The organism is Nostoc sp. (genome assembly GCF_036917975.1).
In the GTDB taxonomy this organism is placed as follows: Bacteria; Cyanobacteriota; Cyanobacteriia; order Cyanobacteriales; family Nostocaceae; genus Nostoc.
This window is the reverse complement of record NZ_JBALEJ010000014.1, coordinates 25,192-47,112: the sequence shown is the minus strand read 5'-3', so window position 1 is coordinate 47,112 and position 21,921 is coordinate 25,192. Positions and strand designations below refer to the sequence as shown.

The following is a 21,921-nucleotide window of genomic DNA, read 5'->3' as shown; positions in this document are numbered from 1 at the left end:
AAATTTCAATAAAATTCGACTATGTTTGTTAAAATTCCTCTAGCTTGGTTACAACTAACTCGCAAAAAAAGTCGCCTTCTGGCGGCAATGGCAGGCATTGCATTTGCAGACGTTCTCATGTTTATGCAATTGGGTTTCCAGGATGCTCTATATGAAAGCAACACTCAGCTGCATAAGAGTCTACAAGGCGATTTATTTTTAATTAATCCCCAATCTGAAACGATTGCCTATATGGAAAGCTTTTCTCGACGCCGATTGTACCAAGCACGAGGCTTTGATAGTGTTGAGTCTGTCAATTCTTTTTATGTCGATTTTATTAGATTTAAAAATCCCGAAACTCGTCGCAATCGAACAATCTTATTTTTAGGATTTAATCCAAATGAACAGGTTTTGAAATTACCTGGCATCCCAGAAAATCTCAATAAAATTAAGCTGCCTGATGTAGTTTTACTTGACAGTGCATCGCGTCCTGAGTTTGGCACAATGGCAATTGCTGAAAAACTTAAACAAGGTCAAATTGTTTCTACTGAGATGGGCGGTCATAAAATTAAAGTGGGAGGATTATTCAAATTAGGTAACTCTTTTGCTGCTGATGGAAATTTAATTGCCAGTGACTTGACATTCTTGCGAATATTCAAATTTAAAAACCGCAATCCCGAACAAATAGATATAGGTTTAATAACTCTGAAACCTGGGGCTGATACTCAAAGAGTCAAAGCAAATTTAGTGGCTAACTTACCCCAGGACGTTAGAGTACTTACCAAGCAAGAATTCGTGGACTTTGAGCAAGAACATTGGTCTAGCAGTACGCCCATTGGTTTTATCTTTAGCCTGGGTGTCATGATGGGATTTCTAGTCGGTGCGGTTATTGTATATCAAATACTTTATACTGGTGTTTCCGATCACCTAGCGGAGTATGCAACGCTGAAGGCGATGGGATACGCAGATCGTTACTTTCTAGGTGTAGTTTTACAAGAAGCTTTGATTTTAGCTGTTTTAGGCTATACACCAGGTTTTACTTTATCTATTTTCTTGTATTATTTTGCACAAAATGCCACATTATTACCTATTGCCATGAATGTTTATCGGGCTTCTGGAGTACTAATATCGACAATTGTTATGTGCTCTATTGCTAGTGCGTTTGCAATAGTTAAACTACGTTCTGCCGATCCATCTGATATTTTCTAATTTTCTTGTCATTACCTTGTTAATCTAATATCAAAATCATTGGCTCTTGATGTTGAAAATATGGTTGTATTGGCAATAAGTTTGAATAAAATATACTGTCATGCATTTTATTCACTACTTTTTCTTGATATGATGTATTTTTGATAAGTTATTTATCATGGTAAAACAGCCTTCCTCATAATATTAAAAGGGGGATTAAACTATGAAAAAGCTCAAGATGTTTTTTTTAATTACTGATATTGGCTTTCTTTTATATTGGATAATAACCTTACTTCATTTGATTCCTGATAGATATTTATTTAATGATTATACAAATCCTATATTAGTTGCTTGGAATTTTTCGTTTTTGCCTTTAGATTTGTTAATATCATTTACAGGATTGTTAAGCTTATTTCTTTACCAACAAGGTAAAATAATTTGGATAAAATTTGCGTTAACATCATTAATACTGACGTTTTGCTCAGGTCTGCAAGCAATTGCCTTTTGGACGCTAAGATTGGATTTTGACTTAACGTGGTGGCTCCCTAATTTATTTTTACTTATATACCCGATGTTTTTTATTCCTCGGATTATCTCAAATAGGGATTGAGCCGAGAAATGATTGTTTATGGGCAAGCTTTCTGATAGCCTTAACCCTAGATCATCAAGACAACATATTGACATCTCCCCCGGCTAGAAGCACGGGGGATTCTAATCCGATAAAGCCTCAAACCTGGATTAAATAATTCGTAATTCGTAATTCGTAATTCGTAATTAAGTTTTGTGAAAGCGACGCGCAAAGCGAGTCTGCGATAGCGCAGCGTTAGCGAGTACTCGAGCGTCGCGTCCGGGGATTTAGACCCCGACCCAAAACTTGCCGGTTATTGAACCGGGGGACTTAAACCCACGGAGTTTGTTAAATCAAAGTCTCAGAATTTGGCTTTGATTATTGTTTTCCAAGAGTGACAAAACAGGTTATGTGTCAATACAGTTCAGTTAAGGATAATCGTAGGTTGGGTGGAACGAAGTGAAACCCAACAAACCCGCGAAAATGTTGGATTTCGTTCCTCCACCCAACCTACGCATCTGAGGGGTTTTTGGCGCTAACTGAACCGTATTGGGTTATGTGTTAATCATACCCTCTTGGAAAACTGCATTTAAATAATACAATGTCTCCGACAAAGGAATTCCCTGTTCGCGCTCCAATGTCAACGCCAGTTCTCCAGCAGTTACATTTTTTCCAAATGCACTTTCTAGAACTTTTTGAAGTTGTGGTGTGTCAGAAAAACAGTGCTTAACTGAGGGAGATAACAAATAGAAATCATCCTCAAGCCTTTCAGATTCCAAGTCAGGTCGAAAGCTGATCGGGTCTTGCAAACCCAATGTCATTGGCATATGATTTTTAATCATTTGCTTGAGAATCGTATGCAGTTCAGAAGCCGTATTAAAGGTGGCTTGGTCATAAATGCGATAGCCTAACGGCCATGTTTCATCAGCATTACACGGACTAATCAGCTTAACGCTCAAGTCTACCATATTTAATAAAAAGCCAGAAACACAAGCAATTGTGTTACCAATCTGAGCATCAGCAGTAGAAGAAAATTGCTCAGATGCTTTCATCCGCTTACTAAAACGCTCCTCACGCGCTCTCCCTGCAAATGCTTTCCCGCCCGAAGCCTCATCATTCTGACAGATAAGCTCCACAGACATCAATTCTTCAGCACTAAATTCCTGATGAACTCTATCAAAGTCTTTTAAAGTCAGCAGGGAGAAACGTTCGACATCGCCATTTTTTTCTTTAGACAACTTTAAAAGATTCTTAGTTCGTTCCAGATTCCTCATTGCCGATGCTGTGGTAGTCTGGGGAAACTTACCTAAAATCGCGTGAAAGTCAATGAGGAATTGCTCGTAATCTGGGTTATCCAGAGGATCGGTTGCCCAATAACAAAATCCTTCACTTGCTCCTGAACCAATAACTTTTTTCAGGACTTCTAACACCTCACGCCAAAGCCGAGCATTGTCTGAACTGTAATAGAATATACCTTCTAGACGTTGCGCGGCTACTCCACAAAACCAGCATCCCACCGAACAGCCCTTGGAAAGCTCAATGGCAAAAGGCGCATGAACAATACTATCTCCTTTTTCAAAACCAAACTCGCTAAATGTACGGCGGATTTGGCGTTTTCGCCATGCTCTCAATCGTGGCTCAATGGGAACCGCTTGTTCGCGTATTTTCTCTCGGTATTGCAGACACTCACTGATATATGCATCGTATTGTCTGACTTTGAGAGGAATTGCGGCATCAGGATGATAATTTTCGAGAAACTCCATATCCCATAACAGCCTCATTTCCTCTGGATCTATATCCAGCTTGTATTGGCGTGTCACACCATAGGGATCTAAAGGCAGAGTTTCTCGGAATTGGCGGTCAGCTGACCATCTTTCCATAAACCGCTTGATAGCAGCTATAGTTGCAATATAGTCTCGATCGAGATTCTTCTGGTCACCCAATAAAAGTTTTATTTCTCCTGTTTTTAATCCCTCTTCGATAGATATTGTTGTCATCTTCCAATCAAGCTTTTCTGTCACTTGCATATTTAATTGACAAGATAGTTTTTATTCACATGATGTTTCAGAAGTTCAAAATCGGAAGTTGCAAGTAAAGATCATTTTTAACTTCCGACTTGCGACTTACTACTTCCAACTTAATTTGGTAACTTAATCAGGGCTTACGCACGGACTACATATTCCCGTCATTGTGACGTTAGGAAGCAATCTCAGAGTCTTGTTCAAACCTGACAAGTGCGTAAGTCCTATTAATAATAGCTACCCTTTGATTAGAGTTTTTGTTTTTGCTAGTACTGCTGCAACTACAGATACCAAGACTTGCTTATTCACTAATACTTGCGAATTTACAACTGACTTAATTTTTGGTGCTCCCCCTTGGATTAATTGCGTTTCTTCTAAACTGAGTTCATTAGTAAGAATGGGCAAAACAATATATTGAAAGTTATCTGTATTCTGAACAATAACTATCTCTTGCTCAGGTTGTAGTGCTAGAGAATGTTGTATAAATCCAATTATTTCATGCCATTCATCAGGAGAATAATCTGCTGATATGGTTAAATATTGGCGTTTTGGAGTATTTTCTACTACCTGAATTTTCACATCTTCAGAAATATCATTTACACCAGCTGCTTGCAAAATCTTTTTTGGGTCATCAATGAAGCTAGCTTTATATGCTGAATCATGCCAAATCTTGGCGATTAGATTTGCAATAATCAGCCGATTTTCGTCACTATTATACCAGTAAGACATTTTTTACAAATTGATAAACTGTGATGAACAAATATCAGCTTATTACTAAAATCAATAACTGTAAATTCACTATTTTTATCTATTAATAACTATTTTTGTGGAAATAGGTGAGTAAGGATTCAGATCGGGGGGCAATACTGCGTAAGATTTGCTCTGGATGTAGGGGAGCAAAAATGCCTGACTGTACGCCAATGGTACCCCTGAGACGGTGGCTACCGAAACAGATAACTTCTAAAACCTATGCAGGGGTCAGTGGGTATTGACAAGTGTGACATCCTATGGGAAATATTACAGTTATGGGAAAAAACCTGCCTCTTGAGGTAGTCTTGTACTACTAAGTAAGATGTGCTTACCTGTTTCAAATAGAATTATCTTGAGAACAGTAATTTATAATATGGTTCACATCTGTTCGCATTGGATGAAAATCATAAAATTAGCGATCTGCCTAGCTGTACTTAAAACAATTATTATTTCATCAGTAGAACGAACCTTTGCCCAGAGTAAAATCGTCCCTGATAACACACTAGGTTCTGAGAGTTCCAAAGTCATAAATAACTCAGATGGTCTTTCCATAGAAAATATCACCGGTGGAGCGCAACGGGGTATAAATCTTTTCCATAGTTTCCAAGAATTTAACGTTGGTGAAGGACGTGCTGTTTATTTTAGCAATCCTGCGGGAATTGAGAACATTATAGATAGAGTGACAGGGAGCGATCGCTCTGAGATTTTGGGCAAGTTGGGAGTATTAGGCAATGCCAACCTATTTTTGCTCAATCCCAATGGGATTATATTTGGAGCAGGAGCAAGTTTAGATATCAATGGTTCATTTGTAGCCACATCAGCCAATGGAATCAAGTTTGGTGAACAAGGATTGTTCAGTAGCACATCAAAAGAAGTATCACCAGAAGTATCACCATTATTAACCATAAAACCCTCAGCCTTATTTTTTAATCAAATTGGTGCTGGGTCAATAGAAAATAATTCTATTGCATCAGCCGGAGTGAATCGAGTCAATAATCCTGTATTAGGTTTGAGAGTGGCTGATGGACAAAGCCTGCTGTTAGTGGGGGGAAATGTATTAAATGCAGGGCGATTAAATGCTTTAGGTGGACGAGTAGAATTAGGTAGTGTAGCCAGTGTAGGGGAAATAGGATTAAGTATTGATGGTAAAAATCTGGCTTTGAGATTTCCACAGGAAGTAGTGCGGGGTGATATTTCACTGACAAATAGATCTGTTGTAAATGTAGCTGCTGATGGTGGTGGTGCGATCGCACTCCATGCCAAAAATATAGATATTAGTGGAGGTAGTTCTGTATTAGCTGGGATTGCAGCTGGTTTGGGAACACCAGAAACAAGAGCAGGCGATATTAGCTTAAATGCCACACAAGCTATATCCGTCAGTCAATCCAGCAGTATTACCAACCAAGTCGGTCAGAATGCTATGGGTAACAGTGGCAATATTAATATTCAAGCAGGCTCACTAAATTTAACTGATGGAAGTCAGTTAAGTTCCCGAATCTTTGGACAAGGAAATAGTGGGAATATCTCTGTAGATGTGAGTGGTGATATCACATTAGACAGTGAAAACAGCAATAGTCTGACTAGTAGAATTGTCAATCAAGTGCAACCATCGGGAGTTGGAAATAGTGGGGATATTAATATTAAGGCAAATTCCCTAACCTTAACAAAAGGCGGTGCTTTGGCTGCCAATACTTTAGGGAAAGGAAATAGTGGGAATATATCTATAGATGTGCGGGGTGCTATCAAATTGGAGGGTGAAAACAGCAATGGCTTGGTGCTTAATAGTATTCTCAATCAAGTGCTGTCATCGGGAATTGGAGATAGTGGGGATATTAATATTAAGGCAGATTCCCTAACAATCACACCGGGAGGTTATATCAGTGCTACTACCTTTGGACAAGGAAATGGCGGGAATATCTTTGTAGATGTGAGGGGTGCTATTATCGTTGATGGTATAAGTAAGAATGGCTACAATTCTAGTATCAGCAGTCTAGTAGCTTCTTCGGCAGTCGGAAACGGTGGCGATATTAATATTAAGGCAGACTCTCTGACAATGACACACGGTACACCTATAAGTACCCAGGTATTTGGCACGGGAAATGGCGGGAATATCTCTATAAATGTAAGAGGCGCTGTTACATTGGATAGTTTAGACAGCAATGCTCTTAGTGGAATCAGTACGGCGGTAGAAGAGTCGGGAATCGGAAATGCTGGTGACATTAATCTCAAGGCAGATTCCCTAGTCATAAAACCGGGGGGTGTTTTGTTTAGCAGTACCTTTGGAACCGGAAATAGTGGGAATATTTTTCTGGATGTGAAGGGTGCGATCACCTTGGATGGTGGAAATAAAGATGAGTTCACTACTTTCATCGGCTCTCAAGCAACACCGGGGGCAATTGGAAATGGTGGCGACATTAATATTAATGCAGAGTCTTTGACAGTAACACAGGATGCTTTTATTAGTACCGATACTTTTGGACAAGGCAATGGCGGGAATATCAAGATTAACTTAAATACGCCTACTTCTAACTTAACACTTAGCGATGGAGCATCGATCGCAGCTAGTACATTAGGACAAGGAAAAGGTGGAAATATCCAAATAGAGTCCAATGGCTCTGTAAATCTGACTAATGACTCTGAAATTGCCGTCAACAGCTTCGACGAAGGTAATGCCGGGAATTTGAGAATTACCACTGGTTCTCTAACCCTCCAAGATAAATCAGACCTATTGGCAGATACTGTTAGTAGTGAAGGTGGTAATATCCAATTGCAGGTGGGAGGCATACTATTGCTACGGGAAAATAGTAGCATATCTACCACAGCAGGACAATCCGAGCGATTGGAAGATACAGTTACTAATGGAGGTACTAAATTGAAGGTGCGAGACATACTATTGCTAGGCAACAATAGTAGCATCTCCAGCATAATGGAAGAGGCTGGGGGCAGTGGTGGCAATATAGACATAAACACGAAATTTTTAGTCGCTGTCCCTTCCGAAAATAGCGACATTATCGCTAATGCTTTTGCAGGTAAAGGTGGTTTGATCAAAATTACTGCCCAGGGAATTTTTGGGATAGAACAGAGCGATAGCCTCGCTCCATTTAGCGAGATTACTGCCTTTTCTCAAAAAAATCCCCAACTAGATGGCGAGGTAGTAATCAATATTCAAAATGCAGATATCAGAAAACAGTTAGTCCCTTTACCCACAAATTTAGTCGATGTCAGCAACTTAATTAGCCAAAGATGTTCGGCGCGTAGAGTCGCTAGAAATCAACCAGAAAGCCAATTTATTGTCACAGGACGAGGCGGATTACCTCCCCAGCCAGGAGATGCCTTACGGGTTCCAGCGATCGCAGTTGATGAAAGTGCGATCGCATCTGAAAAACAAGAGCAATCTCCAGAAATAACTCCTACCTTAGAGGCAAATAGCTGGAGGTTCGATCGGCAAGGGCGAGTTGTTTTAACTGCCTCTGCAACTTCTGAAGCTTCTAGTTTTGCGACAAACCCCGGTATCTGTCATGCTAATTAGACACATTATTTTGTTGGGTTTGGTCAATGGTATGCTGCTACCATTGGGGGCAATGCTCCTGTGGTGCGGTTTCGCCAACGCTCAGGTAACATCTGATAGCACCCTCAATACAACTGTTAACCCTGTCAATAACCACGATTTTACTATTATCAATGGCAGCGCAGCAGGTAGCAATCTGTTCCATAGTTTTAGTAATTTTTCCATTCCTACGGGCGGATCTGCAACCTTTGATTTAGTCAATACGCCCAATATCTCAACTATTTTCAGTCGCGTGACGGGTGGGAGAGTTTCTAATATTGATGGCTTGATTAAAACTATCAATAGCAAAAATCCTGTGAGCTTATTCTTACTGAATCCCCAAGGGATTATTTTTGGTTCCAATGCAAAACTAAATATTAGTGGTTCGTTTGTTGGTTCTACAGCATCTCAGGTGAAATTTGCAGACGGTTCGGAATTTAGCACAACCAACTCTACTTTCCCTCTTCTGACAATCAGTACCCCTATTGGCTTGCAACTCGGAGCTAATTCGGGAGAGCTTCGTATCCAAGGCTCAGGACATAATATCACAAGAGTTGGACTTTCCCTGCTCAATCGAGGGACTTATAGTACAGGGTTACAGGTTTCTCCTGGCAATACCTTGGCTTTCGTGGGAGGAAAGATTACCCTTGATGGCGGTTTGTTAATTGCTGATTCTGGCCAAATTGATTTGGCAGCTTTGAGCAATGGGAAATGGATGATGAGACAAGGTAATGAATTTTCAACCATCAATTCAACACCTACTACTGAATTTGGGGATATTCAACTTCGCTCTGCGGCCTTAGTAGATGTTAGTGGTGTCATGGCAGGTTCGGTTCAGTTAAGGGGTAAAAATATTGCATTGCGAGACGGCTCGATTATTGTTGGGCAAAATTTGGGCGAACAACCCAGTGGTAATATCCAAATCATTGGCAGTAAATCCTTGGTAATTAGTGGCACAACTCCAGCCGTCTCTAGTCGGATTGCGACTCAATTATTGGGTGCTGGAGGAGGAGGAAATATCAACATTTCTGTGCCTCGCCTGATCCTTGCCGATGGAGGCACTATTGCTTCCCAAACCTTTGGTTCTGCTGAAAGTGGAAATGTAACCATCAATGTTGGAGATTTCATTCAAATGACTGGAACTTCACCTATCGATCCGTCCGATCTCAGCGCCATTACAACTGCAACCTTTAGCACTGGGGGAGCGGGGACTCTGACGGTATCGACTGGCACTTTAACGCTGCGTGAGGGGGCACAGATTACATCGCCGACATTGGGGCTAGGAAATGCAGGCCAGGTGAGAGTGAATGCCACAAATTTGATTGATATTCAGGGGAATTCAAATCCGTTCGTATCAAATAGTGCGATCGTCTCTAACTCTTTTGGACAGGGGAATGCAGGAAAAACGATTGTTAATACCCCCATATTGAAGCTCAGAGACGGAGGCGCAATTATTTCTAGTGGATACTCTAGTGGTAACGCAGGTGATATCACAATCAACGCCAAAGAATCTATTGAAGTTGCTAATTCTAGTGTTTTAAATAATGATCCTTCAGTAATAACATTTCTCAGTAGTCGGATTAGCTCTGATATTGTGACTCCGCCTCGTTTCTTACAAGCTATTTTAGGACTTCCAGCAATTGCAACGGGCAATTCTGGCTCAGTTGTGATTACTACACCTAAGTTAACAGTAACTAATGGTGCCAGTTTGTCTGTCGCAAACACGGGCTTTGGAAAAGGAGATCAAGGTAATGGAGGCGATTTGAGAATTACAGCTGATTCCCTAACTCTCGAAGGAGGAGCGCGTTTATTGGCAGATACAGTTAATAGTGAAGGTGGTAATATTCAATTGCAGGTGCGAGACGTACTAACACTACGTAACAATAGTACTATCTCTACCACAGCAGGACAACAAGGAACTGGAGGCAATGGTGGCAATATTGATATCAATGCAAATTTTATAGTCGCTGTCCCTTCAGAAAATAGCGACATTATCGCTAATGCTTTTGCAGGCAAAGGTGGTTTGATCAAAATTACTGCTCAGGGAATTTTTGGGATAGAAAAGCGCGATCGCCTCGCTCCATTTAGCGAGATCACTGCCTTTTCTCAAAAAAATCCCCAACTAGATGGCGAGGTAGTAATCAATATTCAAAATGCAGATATCAGAAAACAGTTAGTCCCTTTGCCCACAAATTTAGTCGATGTCAGCAACTTAATTAGTCAAAGATGTTCGGCGCGTAGAGTCACTAGAAATCAACCAGAAAGCCAATTTATTGTCACAGGACGAGGCGGATTACCTCCCCAGCCAGGAGATGCCTTACGGGTTCCAGCGATCGCAGTTGATGAAAGTGCGATCGCATCTGAAAAACAAGACCAATCTCCAGAAATAACTCCCATCTTAGAGGCCAATAGTTGGAGCTTCGATCAGCAAGGACAAGTTGTTTTGACTGCCTCTGCAACTTCTGAAGCTTCTAGTTTTGCCACAAAGCCAGTTATCTGTCATGTTAATTAGAAAAACCAAGTTATGCGATCGCCGTACCTTAGTCAAGCTGCTCAAAACAACTGCCCTTGTCTTGTTAGGGATGATTTTATTTATCAACATCCCAGTCCTATTGTCTAAACCAGCAGCAGCCCAAGAACCAGCAACAGAGGCGGCAAAATTAGCAATTGAAGGAAAAAAGCTCTACGAAGCCGGACAGTTTGACGCGGCGGCAAACATCTGGCAAGAGGCAGCTAATGCTTATAAACGAGCAGGTAATGAGGAAGGTAAGACTCAAAATTTAATTAACGTAGCTGAAGCCATGCAAGCCAACGGACTGGATCTCAAAGCTTGCAATCAGATACTACAAGCCTTTAACATTGCCCAGCCTGACTGCCGCCAATTAATCCAAGACAATGAAAAAGATCGCCAGCAAAATGATTGGTTCCCAGCCCTGGAATCGAAACCAAATTCCCTGAATAAAGCCAACGGCTTACGCAGCCTTGGGGATGTTCTCCAAAAACTCGATCGCCCAGATTTGTCAACAAAAGTTTTAGATTTAAGTTTGCAAGTCGCTCGCCAACTACCATCGCCAGCTACTGAGAGCGCTGTTTTGTTAAGCCTGGGTAATGTTCAACGATCTCTCGGTGACAGAATACAGATTCAAGAAGGCAGAATCAATAAACAAAACTCAAGTCCCATAAATTGTGGGGAGCAAGCCAAAGCCGGTGAAGAAACTTCACTTTATCAACAGGCGGCTTCACTGTATCAACAAGCAGCAACTAAATCCATCTCTGCAAATACTTGGGTGCAAGCACAACTCAATCACCTGAGTCTCCTGCTGAAGATGAATCAGCTAGCACAAGCTCAGAGCTTTATACCACAAATTAAATCAAAAGTCAAGGAATTACCTAGCACTCAAACAACAATTTACGCCCGGATTAATTTTGCTGAAAGTCTAGTTTGTCTCAACCACTATTCTTCTCTGAAAAACCTCTCCCCTACAAAAGGAGAGGCTTTGATTGGGGGGTATAATCCTGACTTGAAAGACATTGCCAAAGAGTTGATTGTAGTCCAAGGGCTAGCAAAAAGCTTGGGCGATGGGCGGACCCAATCTTATGCTCTGGGATATCTTAGTTGGCTTTATGAACAAAACCAGCAGTTTTCGGAAGCTCTAGCCCTTACTCAAAAAGCACTTTTTCTGGCTCAAGCCATCCAAGCCACTGACATGGTTTATCAGTGGCAATGGCAATTGGGACATATCCTCAAAGCTCAAGGAGATATCAAAGGAGCGATCGCAGCTTATGATGCAGCTATTGTGAGCTTACAATCTCTTCGTCTTGATACGACTGCAATTAATTCTCAGATCCAGTTTTCCTTTCGAGAACAAGTCGAACCTGTCTATCGGCAGCTAGTTGAGTCACTCTTGCAAACTCAGGGAAATTCTAATTTAAAGAGTAATAATCTGCAAAAAGCTCGGACGACAATTGAATCTTTACAATTAGCAGAACTAGAAAATTTTCTTGGAGAACCCTGCTTAAAATCGAGAGTTGAAATCGATCAAATTGTTGATAAAAGCGATTCAACAGCAGCAGTTATCTATCCAATTATTCTAGAGAATCAATTAGCAATTATTCTCAAGCTACCTCGGCAGGAGGAACTTCGCTATTATGCAACTGCCATATCTCAGAAGCAGATAGAAAGTACTATTGATAAGTTACAACAATCTCTGCCAAATGTTAGCCAGACTACCCAAGTTAAATATCTTTCTCAACAGGTATATAATTGGTTAATTCGTCCTTTAGAAGCAGATTTAAATAGCAACATCGAAACTTTGGTATTTGTCCTAGATGGTTCCTTACGGAATATTCCTATGGCAGCTTTATACGATGGACAACAACAGAAATATTTAGTCGAAAAATATGCGATCGCTCTAGCACCTGGGTTGCAACTTGTCGAGCCAAAACCTCTACGCAGCAGTTCAAAAATTAAGGTTTTAGCTGCTGGTGTCAGCCAAAAACGCCTTGTAGAAGGTCAAGAATTTGCTCCACTAACTAACGTTAAAAAAGAGTTAGCCCGCATTCAGACTGAGATGCCTAATAGTGAAGAACTTCTAGATAGCAAGTTTACCAAAACTAACCTGCAAAATAAACTGCGATCAGCTTCTTTTTCTATAATTCATCTGGCTACTCACAGTCAATTTAGTTCTAACCCTGAAAAAACCTTCATTCTCACTTGGGATCGACTGCTCAATATCGAAGATTTAATTGACCTACTAAAGCAAAAAGACTCAACTGTTTCTAATTCTATCGAATTACTAGTCCTTAGTTCATGCGAAACTGCTACGGGCGATCGGCAAGCATCTTTAGGATTAGCTGGGATTGCTGTTAGGGCGGGAGCAGATAGTACAATAGCAAGTCTATGGTCAATAGACGATTTTTCCACTAGTGAAATTATGAATCAGTTGTACCAAGAATTAAACAAAGGCTCGACTAGAGCCAAGGCACTCCAGCAAGCCCAATTAGCTCTGTTGAAAAAAGAAAAGCGTCCTTATTTTTGGGCAAGTTTCATTTTAGTAGGAAATTGGCTTATGTAGCACCCATTTCAGTCGGGGTTTGTCTTGAGAAATCGCTCCACTTGGGATGCATCCCAAGACCGCGTTTCTCGCTAAATCCCCGTCTGAAATGTCTTTAATTTTGAATTTTGTTAGCGCAGCGTTAGCGAGTCCGCGTTCGCTTTTAGCGTCTCGTAGAGAGCGTCATTTTGAATTTTGAATTGTTAACCCTGGGTTAGTTCTGCCTGGTGCTTTGTGCATCCTGAATCAGCATCACTACAGGTTCTTGAGCAATATCTTGCAAGCCAATAGATTTTAAAAAGTTAATCCAATCAGTTTTCAGATGATTGTTTTGTGAATTAGCACGAAATTGTTCGCCTAAGTTGGTCAGTGCATCATACCAAATATTCTGATCAAAATAGGTTAGGTAATTCTGAGATTTTGGCATCTCTAACTTGAATTCGAGATCCTTTGTCAGAGCAACTCTTTCTATCCAGGCATCAACGAAAAAATATCCTGTTTCTGGTTCTGGTTTTCCACAATATACTGTGAAATACCAATGATATTTTTTACCTGTTTTTAGAGAATATTTCGGAATTGATGGCAGAGTGATGCCGATAATTGCTGCTGTTGGAGGTAGCGTTAAAACTTTTCGGTAAATATCGTCTCCGGCTTCATTTTGTAAAACAAATTCTCCAGAGCGATCGCTGTTTGGTACTTTGGGAGTATAGACCCAAAATGTTGGATGCTCGGAGATGGTTGAAGCTAAAAAAGATGTAGAGTCTTGAAAATCACCAACAGCCTCTTTACCAGGAACTAAGGCGGTAACTGGAATGTTGAGTGCTGGACAATCACTGCGACTAGTTCCTCCTCGACGGCGACCGGTGGGCGCTCCGTTGTCAGGTAAGGTTGGTTTTTGGACTAACTGATTTTGCTGACGGCTAACGGGAGTTGTGACTAAATTGGCAACTTTCGCCTGCATTGGGAAAGCATAACTTGCTAGACTAGCGATCGCTAAAGGCACAATATATCTCAGGCTCATCAATTGAGGAAGTAGTCTCTTCTCAGTCATAGTTCAAAACCTCAAATTTTTGACGTTTCTCAACTTAGATCAGCGAGTCTGTGGAACTAATGAGACAACTGCCACCTGGACAGCTATCAGTGCTAATGCGGCCGGAAGAAGTGGTATCCATCCAGCGTTGATAAATGTGATCCAACAAATACCGAAAAGCAGGGAAAGTGCGATCGCAACTCCGATTCCTCGACGGATGGGAGAATGAATCCACCAAGCAAGAATCCCTCCCAGCAATGACCATCCACAGATCCAAAGTCCTTCTAGCCAACCAGACCACCACCAAATTAAAGGCCGCCCATCGAGAACTGCACTGAGAATCTGGCTAATGGCCTGAGCTTGGACAAACATTCCTGGTACTTCTTGACGATTAGGAAGTGCTGTAGCACTGTAAGAAGTTTTCCACTCATCAGTAGCACTAGTAGCACTAACACCAATAATTACTATGCGATCTTTGACCGAGTTGATTAATTCAGGTGTTACCAAACCCTCTAAAACGTCTCTGAGAGATATCTGCTGGGCAATATCTACAGGAGAGTGCAAAGAACGATAATTAAGCAATACTTGGTATCCAGATGCATCTATGTGTTGATAACCACTGCTATGGTCTGTTAATGGTTTGAACAACACTTTGCCAATCTGTAGTTCCTCATCGCCAGCAACTTTTGACTTAATGCCTTCTTTATCTAGATAGTGGAGTGCCATCTCTAGACTCAAGGCATAAGCTGCGGCACAAGGAGATGTCACCGGAGGGGTTAAATGTAAGAGATGGCGACGGGCAACTTCGTCATCGTCCGCAATAAAATCGCTAAAGCCCAGGCGTGATTTGGGTACTTCTGGAGGGCTAGGAATCCCATCGGGAACACCATCTTTAGGAGAAGGAACTTTACAGGGAGCAAAAAAGCGATTGTCTGAGCGCAGGCGAGTTGCTAAATCGGGATAATCGGAGTTGACGGGAAAATCACGATAGATGTCTATACCTATGGTTCTGGGTTGATATTGCTCTAGTTTTTCTAAAAGTTGCAAGAGTGCCTGATCGGATAAAGACCATCGGATCGGCATTTGCATTCGATTTTGATATTGAATGTCAGCTTCATCAATAGTTACGAGCAGAAGGCGTGGATCTGGTTTTTCTATTGGTCGCAGTGCCATCAGGTGATCGAAAGTCTTTAACTCAAAGGGTTGGAGTAGTCCTACATCTCTGATGGCCATGACGAAAAAGGCGATCGCTAAACTCAAAATAATTACTTTACCAAAATTGCGCCAAGTGTTGCCCAAGCCACTTGCAGCAAAAATCCCCACCCTTGATAATAAGTTTTTTTGCCCTGCACTTAACTCATTAATCTGCATTTCTTGTTCTTGGCTGGCTATAAGTTGCTCTAAAACTCTCTGCGGTTCTAGAGGTCGCTCTTGGGGCAACGGTGTCATCAAATCGTCGATTAAATTTGCCAACCCAACAGAAATTTGAGGTGCTTGCTCTCGCCAAATTAACCGCTCATTTTGAGGATTTTTCGGCAATTCATTAGGATGTACACCTGTCAATAAATTTACCAAAGTCCGCCCTAAAGCGAAAAAATCTGATTGATAAACAGCTTGACCATTCATTTGCTCTGGAGCTGTATATCCCATAGAGTAAACTCTAGTAACGTCACCTCCTGGGAGTTTTTCTACATAAGTCATCGTTACCTGTCTCGCCGCCCCAAAGTCAATCAATATCAGTTTTCCATCAGGACGAAGCATGATATTAGATGGTTTAATATCTCGATGCAAAACTTGTTCTTGATGAAATCCTTCTAATAGTTTGACAAGCTGTAGTAACCAATCAATTGCCAACTTCTCAGATAATACTCCATTTTGTTCTAACCAATGAGCAAGATTTTGCCCCGGAATTTTCTCCATTACCAAGCAGTGCAATTTTTCTGATCTGTCTTTGGGAGAAAAACAGAAGTAAGTATCGACTTGAGGAACTCCTAGATGTTCCAACTGCCTGGGAATTCTCGCTTCTTGCTCAAATAGTTCCACCAACCGCCGGCGATTGCTGGTCAAAACTTTCAGAACCTTTGTTGTTCCTAAGTTATCTATTTCAAATATTTCTGTGTAGTGATTTTTATTTAATTCTCGTAAGGGCTTAATTACCCGATATCGCTCGTTAATAATTAAACTAGAGCCACAGTTCTGGCAAGACTCTCGATCGTCAGGATTTTTGCGATGAAGACACCAGGGGTTGATACAGTAGCTCATGTTTCAACTTTTTAGATTTGTCAGGAGGGATTAACTGTTATCGATAGCTGAGATCGCCCAGATCCAATTTTATTTCTAAAAGTAGACTTTCAATATTACTTTTAGCATATCCGACAACTAGGGAAGTTTTTCCTTGTAATAATGAGAGAATTTTGGTTAGCAGTTCCGAAATCACATTTTCATCCTTGAGGATTTTACATAATTGGTTCTTGATTGGTTTAAGTATTAACCGGACTTGCATTTCTTGGATAGCTTCATTTTCTTGTGTCCTTTTAACCAAAACTAGAGTTCTCAAAAGTTCAATTTTCTCAATTTTGTGATTTCTGCCGAATTCCTGAATTTCTGCACAAATCCGCTCACAGATTTGGTTGATGACGTATTGGGAAACTACAGGCTGCTGAAGTGAGAATATCACTTCTTCTTGGACAATAGTTCTTTCAATCAGCGATCGCCTCAAAAGCGATTCCAATGCCTCGATTAATTCTGATTGAGCCACCGGTGCTAAGATATCTGCACGCAATTGTGATAAGGAAATTGGTTGGCACTCAATGGCCAGCCAGTAGAGAATTTCTTGCTCTAGAGCCGATATACACTCAAACTGCTCGTCTAAAATATCGTTTAGCTCCCCAAAAACAATAGTCTCCTGTTTCAGAAAAGCAGAAACTTTCCCACCAAACAATTCTTGAATCGTACTCGCAACAATTTTCAAAGCTAAGGGATTACCTCTATAAAGTTGAATCAAGTCTTCCCAACTTTCTCTATCTAACAAGTTCTTATCTTTGAGGATTTCCTGAGCTTGGGAATCCAACCCCTTCAGATATAGAGAGTGAACCGGACGAGTTTCTCCTTCCATCAGCACGATTTCTCTGGGTTTCTCACGAGCTATCCACATCAAGCAACTGCGATGAGACTCTTGCCCTAATCGTCTTAAGAACTTGCCATAGGTTTGATATCCTTCTCGATAATGTCCAGAAACATGACTATTTTGCTGAATTACCGTTGTTGTATCTAGAACGATTAGACATCGGTGTTGGCGTAAAAGACCGATGAAATCAGAGATTTGAGTTTCAATGTCTTCTTCTCTGAAATAATTTTTTGACTGGGGAGAAAGAAATTGTGTCAGTTCAGCCACTAGTTTGCTGACTGATGGAGCGCTCCGTAAATCTCGCCAAATCACAAACTCAAATTGATCGTGTATTTGTTGAATGCATTGTACGGCGAGACTTGTTTTGCCAATTCCCCCCATCCCAACAACTGCTACCAATTGACAGCTATCATTTACGAGCCATTTATTTAACATGGCTAGTTCTTGAGTCCGTCCGTAGAAAATATTTATTTCTGGTACTTCACCCCAATCTTGGCTTCTTAGCTCATCGCTGTTCCCCTTGGGTTGTCTTCCATCTATATTGATGTTTGCTGCTGATAAAGAATTCACCGATTCAGGGGAAGGTAATATTTTCTCTAAGTGCCCCTCCCATTGCCGCTCAATGATAAATCGAAAATTCGTTTTACTGATGTTCTCTCCCAGAGCTTCTGACAATAATTTCCAAAGCTTGGGGGCAGCTACTTGTTTGATGTAATTTAGGCTGTACTGACAAGTTTCGGCAATCTGCTCGTAAGTTTTAGCTTGCCAAGTTCCTCGCAGTACAATAGCCTCCACATCTCTCAAATGCTGACCTGTGTTGGTAAAAACGACATTATCTATAGTTTTTATAACTTCTTCTAAATTCATGGACTTTTAAGAGTGTATATAATTTACTTTTATATTAACAAAGTTAATATTGCGTTACTACAGAGAATCGGTAATTATATGCTACCACCAGAGAACTGTACCGACAACAATTTTTTCGTCTACTCAGGTAAGTTTATTTATGGCTGACTGGAGTTTGTCGGATAGATATCTGCAAAAGCCGCTCTCAGACTACTTTACTCTCATCTAAATCAGACGCGATCGCTCCCTGTCTATCGGCTAAATTGAGTTATAATTCCAGCCTTATGATACCAAAAAATATATTTCAATTCCTAGATGTGATTTTTTTAAATATTAACTAAAGTTAATCTTTAGTTAATCTTGATCCATTAACCTAATTTTGTCCAGTTAAGTTAACTAAGTTATGCTTAACGTTAACTAAGTAATAAGCATCTTGTAACTGTGTTCATATTTCTACAAGGATGATTTTGGGCAAAATTCCCGCCTTCCCAGTGGAATTACCCCCCTTAATCGCCCCTTATAAAGGGGGGGAAACAGAAAATCTAGTTCCCTCCCCTGGAGGGTTAGGGTGGGGTAAAACCCAGATTTGTAAGCTACTTCAGACTTGTCACCGTAGCCTTGCTCTTAGTGGATTATCTCACAAGGGCAGAGAACCGCTATATCTGCTAACAGCACTGTTTCGATGATATGCTGCTAGACCGAATGGCACTAAGAAAAGCCTAAAGGCTTGTGTAGCCTCGTTCCCAGCCTCCAGGCTGGGAACGGATTCAAAAGAGGCTCTGCCTCTGGTCAAGAAAGAGGAGGCCAAGCCTCCAGAAATGGTTTCCTAACCTCCAGGCTGGGAACCAGTCAGGGTAAGGCTGTATCTTAACTTAGTGCCATTCCTGCTATACCCATCTTTGCTTCAATCAAACTTTCATTGCAGGAATTAAAAAGATGGTTTTTAATAATCTGCTGTTAGATTCTCGCTCTTTTACAAAGAAGCAAATAAAAGAAGAGGATTTACAGTTAACTAAGTCCTTGATGAACTGTGTAGCAGAAGCCATTTTCCTAGTAGGCTCGGATGGAAAGATTCTGTCTTTTAATAATGCAGCCTGTTCTGTATTTGGGTATTCTGGTGAAGAATTTCTCTCGATGACTGTGGAGGACTTAAACCCAAACTTTGATTGCATTCACTGTACTCTTCCCCAATATAAAGAAGTTAAAATACTAACCAAAAATGGTGAAGAATGCTGGCTAGACTATTCGGTGAAAGTGATAGATTTTGCAGGAAATCCAGCCAAATTATTAACAGCAGTAGATATTACCAAATACAAGCAAGCAGAACAGAGAATTAAACAAATTCTAGAACGAGAAAAAGAACTAGGAGAGAGCAGAGTGCAACTTGTATCGATGGTTTCCCATGAGTTGCGCGTTCCCATCAATGTCATTTCATACTGCACTAACTTACTAAAGCGTCATAGCGATGACTGGAGTAAGGGCAAAATACAGGAGTATGTGAATCGGCTGCAAAAAGGAGTCGAAATGCTCAGTTTGTTAATCGATGAAGTTTTAATCATCGGTAAAGCAGAATCAGGAAAATTAAAATTTGAGCCAAAACCACTTGATTTGCTGCAATTTTGCCGTAACCTATTGGCAGAATTATATCCGAATGAAAGTTACCAGAAGTTGATAAATTTCTGCTGTGAAAGCGATTGTTCATCAGTTAGCGTGGATAAAATAATGCTTCAGATTATTCTGACAAATTTGCTTGAAAATGCGATTAAATATTCTCCTTCTGGTAACATTGTCGATTTCATAGTTTCCTGCCAAGGCGGAAAAGTTATTTTTCAGATTAAAGATCGAGGTATTGGCATTACTGCTGCCGATCAAGAAAGATTGTTTGAACCATTTTATCGGGGTAAGAATGTCGATAACTTACCAGGTAATGGCTTGGGATTAGCCATTGTGAAAAACCTTGTGGATATCCACGGTGGTCAAATTACAGTCAAAAGTCAAGTTGGTGTAGGGACTGAGTTTGCTATCGCCCTCCCCTTACAAAATTAACAATCCAAAAGCACCTGCAACCGAGAAAGTGAGGAAAATATGATTAAAGTATTAGTCATCGAAGATGAGCAACTAACCAGAGAAATCTTGATAGATTCCTTGCAAATAGAAGGATTTGAAACAATCAGTGCCAAAAACGGTCGGATTGGTGTCCAAAAAGCACATGAACATCTGCCTAATTTAGTGATCTGCGACGTGATGATGCCAGAACTAGATGGTTATGGAGTTCTAAAGACACTACACCAAAATCCCACCACGGCCATTATTCCCTTTATTTTCCTGACTGGGAAAAGTACCCAAGCAGAGGTTCGCCAAGGTATGGCACTAGGGGCGAATGACTATCTGATCAAGCCTTTTACTCCAGAAGAATTACTAGGAGCAATCGCAGCTCAACTGAAAAAACAGGCAATTATCAAACAATGGTTTGCCTTTGAATCTGGGCGCGTCTTGGAGTTGTCAGCCGATGAAACTGATGAATTCACCAATTTTTCTGCGCTTTTTGGTTCTTGTCCTCAGCTAAAAAAGATATTTAATTTTATTGAAACTCATTATCACGAGTCAATTAGTTCGCGTGATGTAGCAAAATATCTGGGTTTCTCTTCTGCATACTTAACTGGTTTAGTACGAAATCAAACAGGAGAAACCCTAAATCGCTGGATTGTTAGGCGGCGGGTAACAGCCGCACGCACTTTGTTGTTAAAAACTGACCAGTCAATACAGCAGATTGCGATCGCATTAGGCTATCGCAGTATCAATCATTTCTTTCGTCAGTTTCGCCAATATTATGGAACTACTCCCCAGGCTTGGCGTAAAGTGAATCGCAGAGGGTGCGCCTGGGAGTCAAACTAAGGCAGGGGGAATGTATTCACTGGCCGGTTCTGTCTCTGGCAGATCCAGGAATTCACTTAGAGTCAGGGCTTTAGCAGGGATCTGTACCATTTCAGGTTTTCGTCAAAAACTCATTATTCATTTGCACATTTGCAACGTGCGGCGATCGCTAGCAGTGATAGAATTTAGTCGATAAAAGTCTTGCAGAGCCAGTGAATAAGCATAAGAATTTGACTCATCATCATTAATTTTGGGCAGCCTACTGCTTGTAGCTACCTGATTTGATTGGTTAGAGTTGGCTTCATTTGACGAAGTATTAACCGTCATTGCCAATTCTCCTGATGGGTTGATTGTACCCTGAAAACAATTAAACTCTGATTGGGGCATATATAAAGCACCCGTTACCTTATCCTGCTGTTTTTGAAAGATGATGTAACCTTGACCAAGCTGGTTTGGTTTTGGGGATTGCCCATAGAGGTAAATCCCATCTTTTGTAGGAAAATTTGCTTTTGGCAAAACTCCTGCGCTTTTTGTAGTCCCCTGATCGCCCGGAACCAGCGCTGTAATTGTAGGTACTGTTTTTCCGCTCTCATGCAAAAAACCTTCTCTCCCTCCAGAAGCCGCATGAAGTTGACTTCTTTGCTCTCGAATTTTTCTCAACTGCGACAAAAGAGAGTTTTCAGAGGTTTTGTGAATCTGAGCCGATGATAATCGAGAATCTGTAAATGATATTACTTGAGTCTGCTTGGCTATAAAGCCCAAACCGAGAAGTAAGCCTAAGCCCGCGAGGGAAATTGCCCACTTACGGGGAGATAATAACTGATCAAGGTTGTTAAGCACCCTACTTCTCCTGTTAAAAAACTAACTAAGTTCTAGAGAACTTACTTAAATTATCACCAAGTCTTAATTGTCAAAGACTTTATTCACGACTTATATT

At 40.8% G+C, this 21,921-nt stretch carries 13 protein-coding genes; 7 read left to right on the top strand and 6 right to left on the bottom strand.

The window, feature by feature from the left end; genetic code table 11:
• Positions 1-21 precede the first annotated feature (21 nt).
• Complete coding sequence (gene devC / locus V7K76_RS04945) at positions 22-1,188, top strand: ABC transporter permease DevC (RefSeq protein ID WP_334953820.1); 1,167 nt, start codon at positions 22-24, stop codon at positions 1,186-1,188.
• A gap of 202 nt (positions 1,189-1,390) precedes the next feature.
• Positions 1,391-1,777 (top strand): DUF5360 family protein, encoded by a 387-nt coding sequence (locus tag V7K76_RS04940; RefSeq protein WP_334775217.1) that lies wholly within the window; start codon positions 1,391-1,393, stop codon positions 1,775-1,777.
• A 512-nt stretch (positions 1,778-2,289) separates the two neighbouring features.
• Here V7K76_RS04940 and V7K76_RS04935 read toward each other — a convergent pair.
• Positions 2,290-3,732, bottom strand: a complete 1,443-nt coding sequence (locus V7K76_RS04935; protein ID WP_334953819.1) for a radical SAM family RiPP maturation amino acid epimerase — start codon at positions 3,730-3,732, stop codon at positions 2,290-2,292.
• Between the two features lie 261 nt (positions 3,733-3,993).
• The gene (locus tag V7K76_RS04930) at positions 3,994-4,485 is read right to left on the bottom strand and encodes a nitrile hydratase subunit alpha (protein WP_334775219.1); all 492 of its coding nucleotides are present in this window, start codon (positions 4,483-4,485) and stop codon (positions 3,994-3,996) included.
• Between the two features lie 418 nt (positions 4,486-4,903).
• On the opposite strand from V7K76_RS04930, the gene V7K76_RS04925 reads away from it, so the two are divergent.
• Genes V7K76_RS04925 through V7K76_RS04915 form a run of 3 tightly spaced genes read left to right on the top strand, consistent with a single transcriptional unit; the run spans position 4,904 to position 13,128 of the window.
• Positions 4,904-8,035, top strand: a complete 3,132-nt coding sequence (locus V7K76_RS04925) for a two-partner secretion domain-containing protein (RefSeq protein WP_334775220.1) — start codon at positions 4,904-4,906, stop codon at positions 8,033-8,035.
• Positions 8,025-10,565 carry a two-partner secretion domain-containing protein gene (locus tag V7K76_RS04920; RefSeq protein WP_335029702.1) on the top strand — a complete coding sequence of 847 codons (2,541 nt, stop codon included), beginning with the start codon at positions 8,025-8,027 and terminating at the stop codon, positions 10,563-10,565. Before V7K76_RS04925 ends, V7K76_RS04920 begins: the two co-directional genes overlap by 11 nt.
• Complete coding sequence (locus V7K76_RS04915; protein ID WP_334775222.1) at positions 10,555-13,128, top strand: CHAT domain-containing protein; 2,574 nt, start codon at positions 10,555-10,557, stop codon at positions 13,126-13,128. The genes V7K76_RS04920 and V7K76_RS04915 overlap by 11 nt, the downstream gene beginning before the upstream one ends.
• A gap of 193 nt (positions 13,129-13,321) precedes the next feature.
• Here the strand turns inward: V7K76_RS04915 and V7K76_RS04910 are convergent, their stop codons facing one another.
• Genes V7K76_RS04910 through V7K76_RS04900 form a run of 3 tightly spaced genes read right to left on the bottom strand, consistent with a single transcriptional unit; the run spans position 13,322 to position 18,131 of the window.
• Entirely contained in the window at positions 13,322-14,158 is an 837-nt protein-coding gene (locus tag V7K76_RS04910; RefSeq protein WP_334775223.1) for a DUF928 domain-containing protein, read from the bottom strand.
• 39 nt (positions 14,159-14,197) lie between these two features.
• Positions 14,198-16,399, bottom strand: coding sequence for a CHASE2 domain-containing protein (locus V7K76_RS04905; RefSeq protein ID WP_334775224.1), 2,202 nt, complete (start codon positions 16,397-16,399; stop codon positions 14,198-14,200).
• Positions 16,400-16,436: 37 nt separating this feature from the next.
• Complete coding sequence (locus V7K76_RS04900) at positions 16,437-18,131, bottom strand: NB-ARC domain-containing protein (protein ID WP_334775225.1); 1,695 nt, start codon at positions 18,129-18,131, stop codon at positions 16,437-16,439.
• 915 nt (positions 18,132-19,046) lie between these two features.
• Here V7K76_RS04900 and V7K76_RS04895 point away from each other — a divergent pair.
• Together V7K76_RS04895 and V7K76_RS04890 are read left to right on the top strand one after the other, a co-directional pair.
• The gene (locus V7K76_RS04895) at positions 19,047-20,156 is read left to right on the top strand and encodes a PAS domain-containing sensor histidine kinase (RefSeq protein ID WP_334953817.1); all 1,110 of its coding nucleotides are present in this window, start codon (positions 19,047-19,049) and stop codon (positions 20,154-20,156) included.
• 39 nt (positions 20,157-20,195) lie between these two features.
• Complete coding sequence (locus V7K76_RS04890) at positions 20,196-21,005, top strand: response regulator transcription factor (RefSeq protein WP_334775227.1); 810 nt, start codon at positions 20,196-20,198, stop codon at positions 21,003-21,005.
• Positions 21,006-21,122: 117 nt separating this feature from the next.
• Here the strand turns inward: V7K76_RS04890 and V7K76_RS04880 are convergent, their stop codons facing one another.
• Positions 21,123-21,824 (bottom strand): hypothetical protein, encoded by a 702-nt coding sequence (locus V7K76_RS04880; RefSeq protein ID WP_334953816.1) that lies wholly within the window; start codon positions 21,822-21,824, stop codon positions 21,123-21,125.
• Positions 21,825-21,921: the final 97 nt, after the last annotated feature.

Excerpts from the sequence above, each read along its gene's own strand:
- V7K76_RS04915 (WP_334775222.1), top strand. The coding sequence starts at position 10,555 with ATGTTAATTAGAAAAACCAAGTTATGCGATCGCCGTACCTTAGTCAAG.
- V7K76_RS04895 (WP_334953817.1), top strand. The coding sequence starts at position 19,047 with ATGGTTTTTAATAATCTGCTGTTAGATTCTCGCTCTTTTACAAAGAAG.
- V7K76_RS04890 (WP_334775227.1), top strand. The coding sequence starts at position 20,196 with ATGATTAAAGTATTAGTCATCGAAGATGAGCAACTAACCAGAGAAATC.
- V7K76_RS04905 (WP_334775224.1), bottom strand. The coding sequence starts at position 16,399 with ATGAGCTACTGTATCAACCCCTGGTGTCTTCATCGCAAAAATCCTGAC.
- V7K76_RS04940 (WP_334775217.1), top strand. The coding sequence starts at position 1,391 with ATGAAAAAGCTCAAGATGTTTTTTTTAATTACTGATATTGGCTTTCTT.
- V7K76_RS04920 (WP_335029702.1), top strand. The coding sequence starts at position 8,025 with ATGCTAATTAGACACATTATTTTGTTGGGTTTGGTCAATGGTATGCTG.
- V7K76_RS04935 (WP_334953819.1), bottom strand. The coding sequence starts at position 3,732 with ATGACAACAATATCTATCGAAGAGGGATTAAAAACAGGAGAAATAAAA.
- V7K76_RS04925 (WP_334775220.1), top strand. The coding sequence starts at position 4,904 with ATGAAAATCATAAAATTAGCGATCTGCCTAGCTGTACTTAAAACAATT.
- devC (WP_334953820.1), top strand. The coding sequence starts at position 22 with ATGTTTGTTAAAATTCCTCTAGCTTGGTTACAACTAACTCGCAAAAAA.
- V7K76_RS04910 (WP_334775223.1), bottom strand. The coding sequence starts at position 14,158 with ATGACTGAGAAGAGACTACTTCCTCAATTGATGAGCCTGAGATATATT.
- V7K76_RS04930 (WP_334775219.1), bottom strand. The coding sequence starts at position 4,485 with ATGTCTTACTGGTATAATAGTGACGAAAATCGGCTGATTATTGCAAAT.
- V7K76_RS04900 (WP_334775225.1), bottom strand. The coding sequence starts at position 18,131 with ATGAATTTAGAAGAAGTTATAAAAACTATAGATAATGTCGTTTTTACC.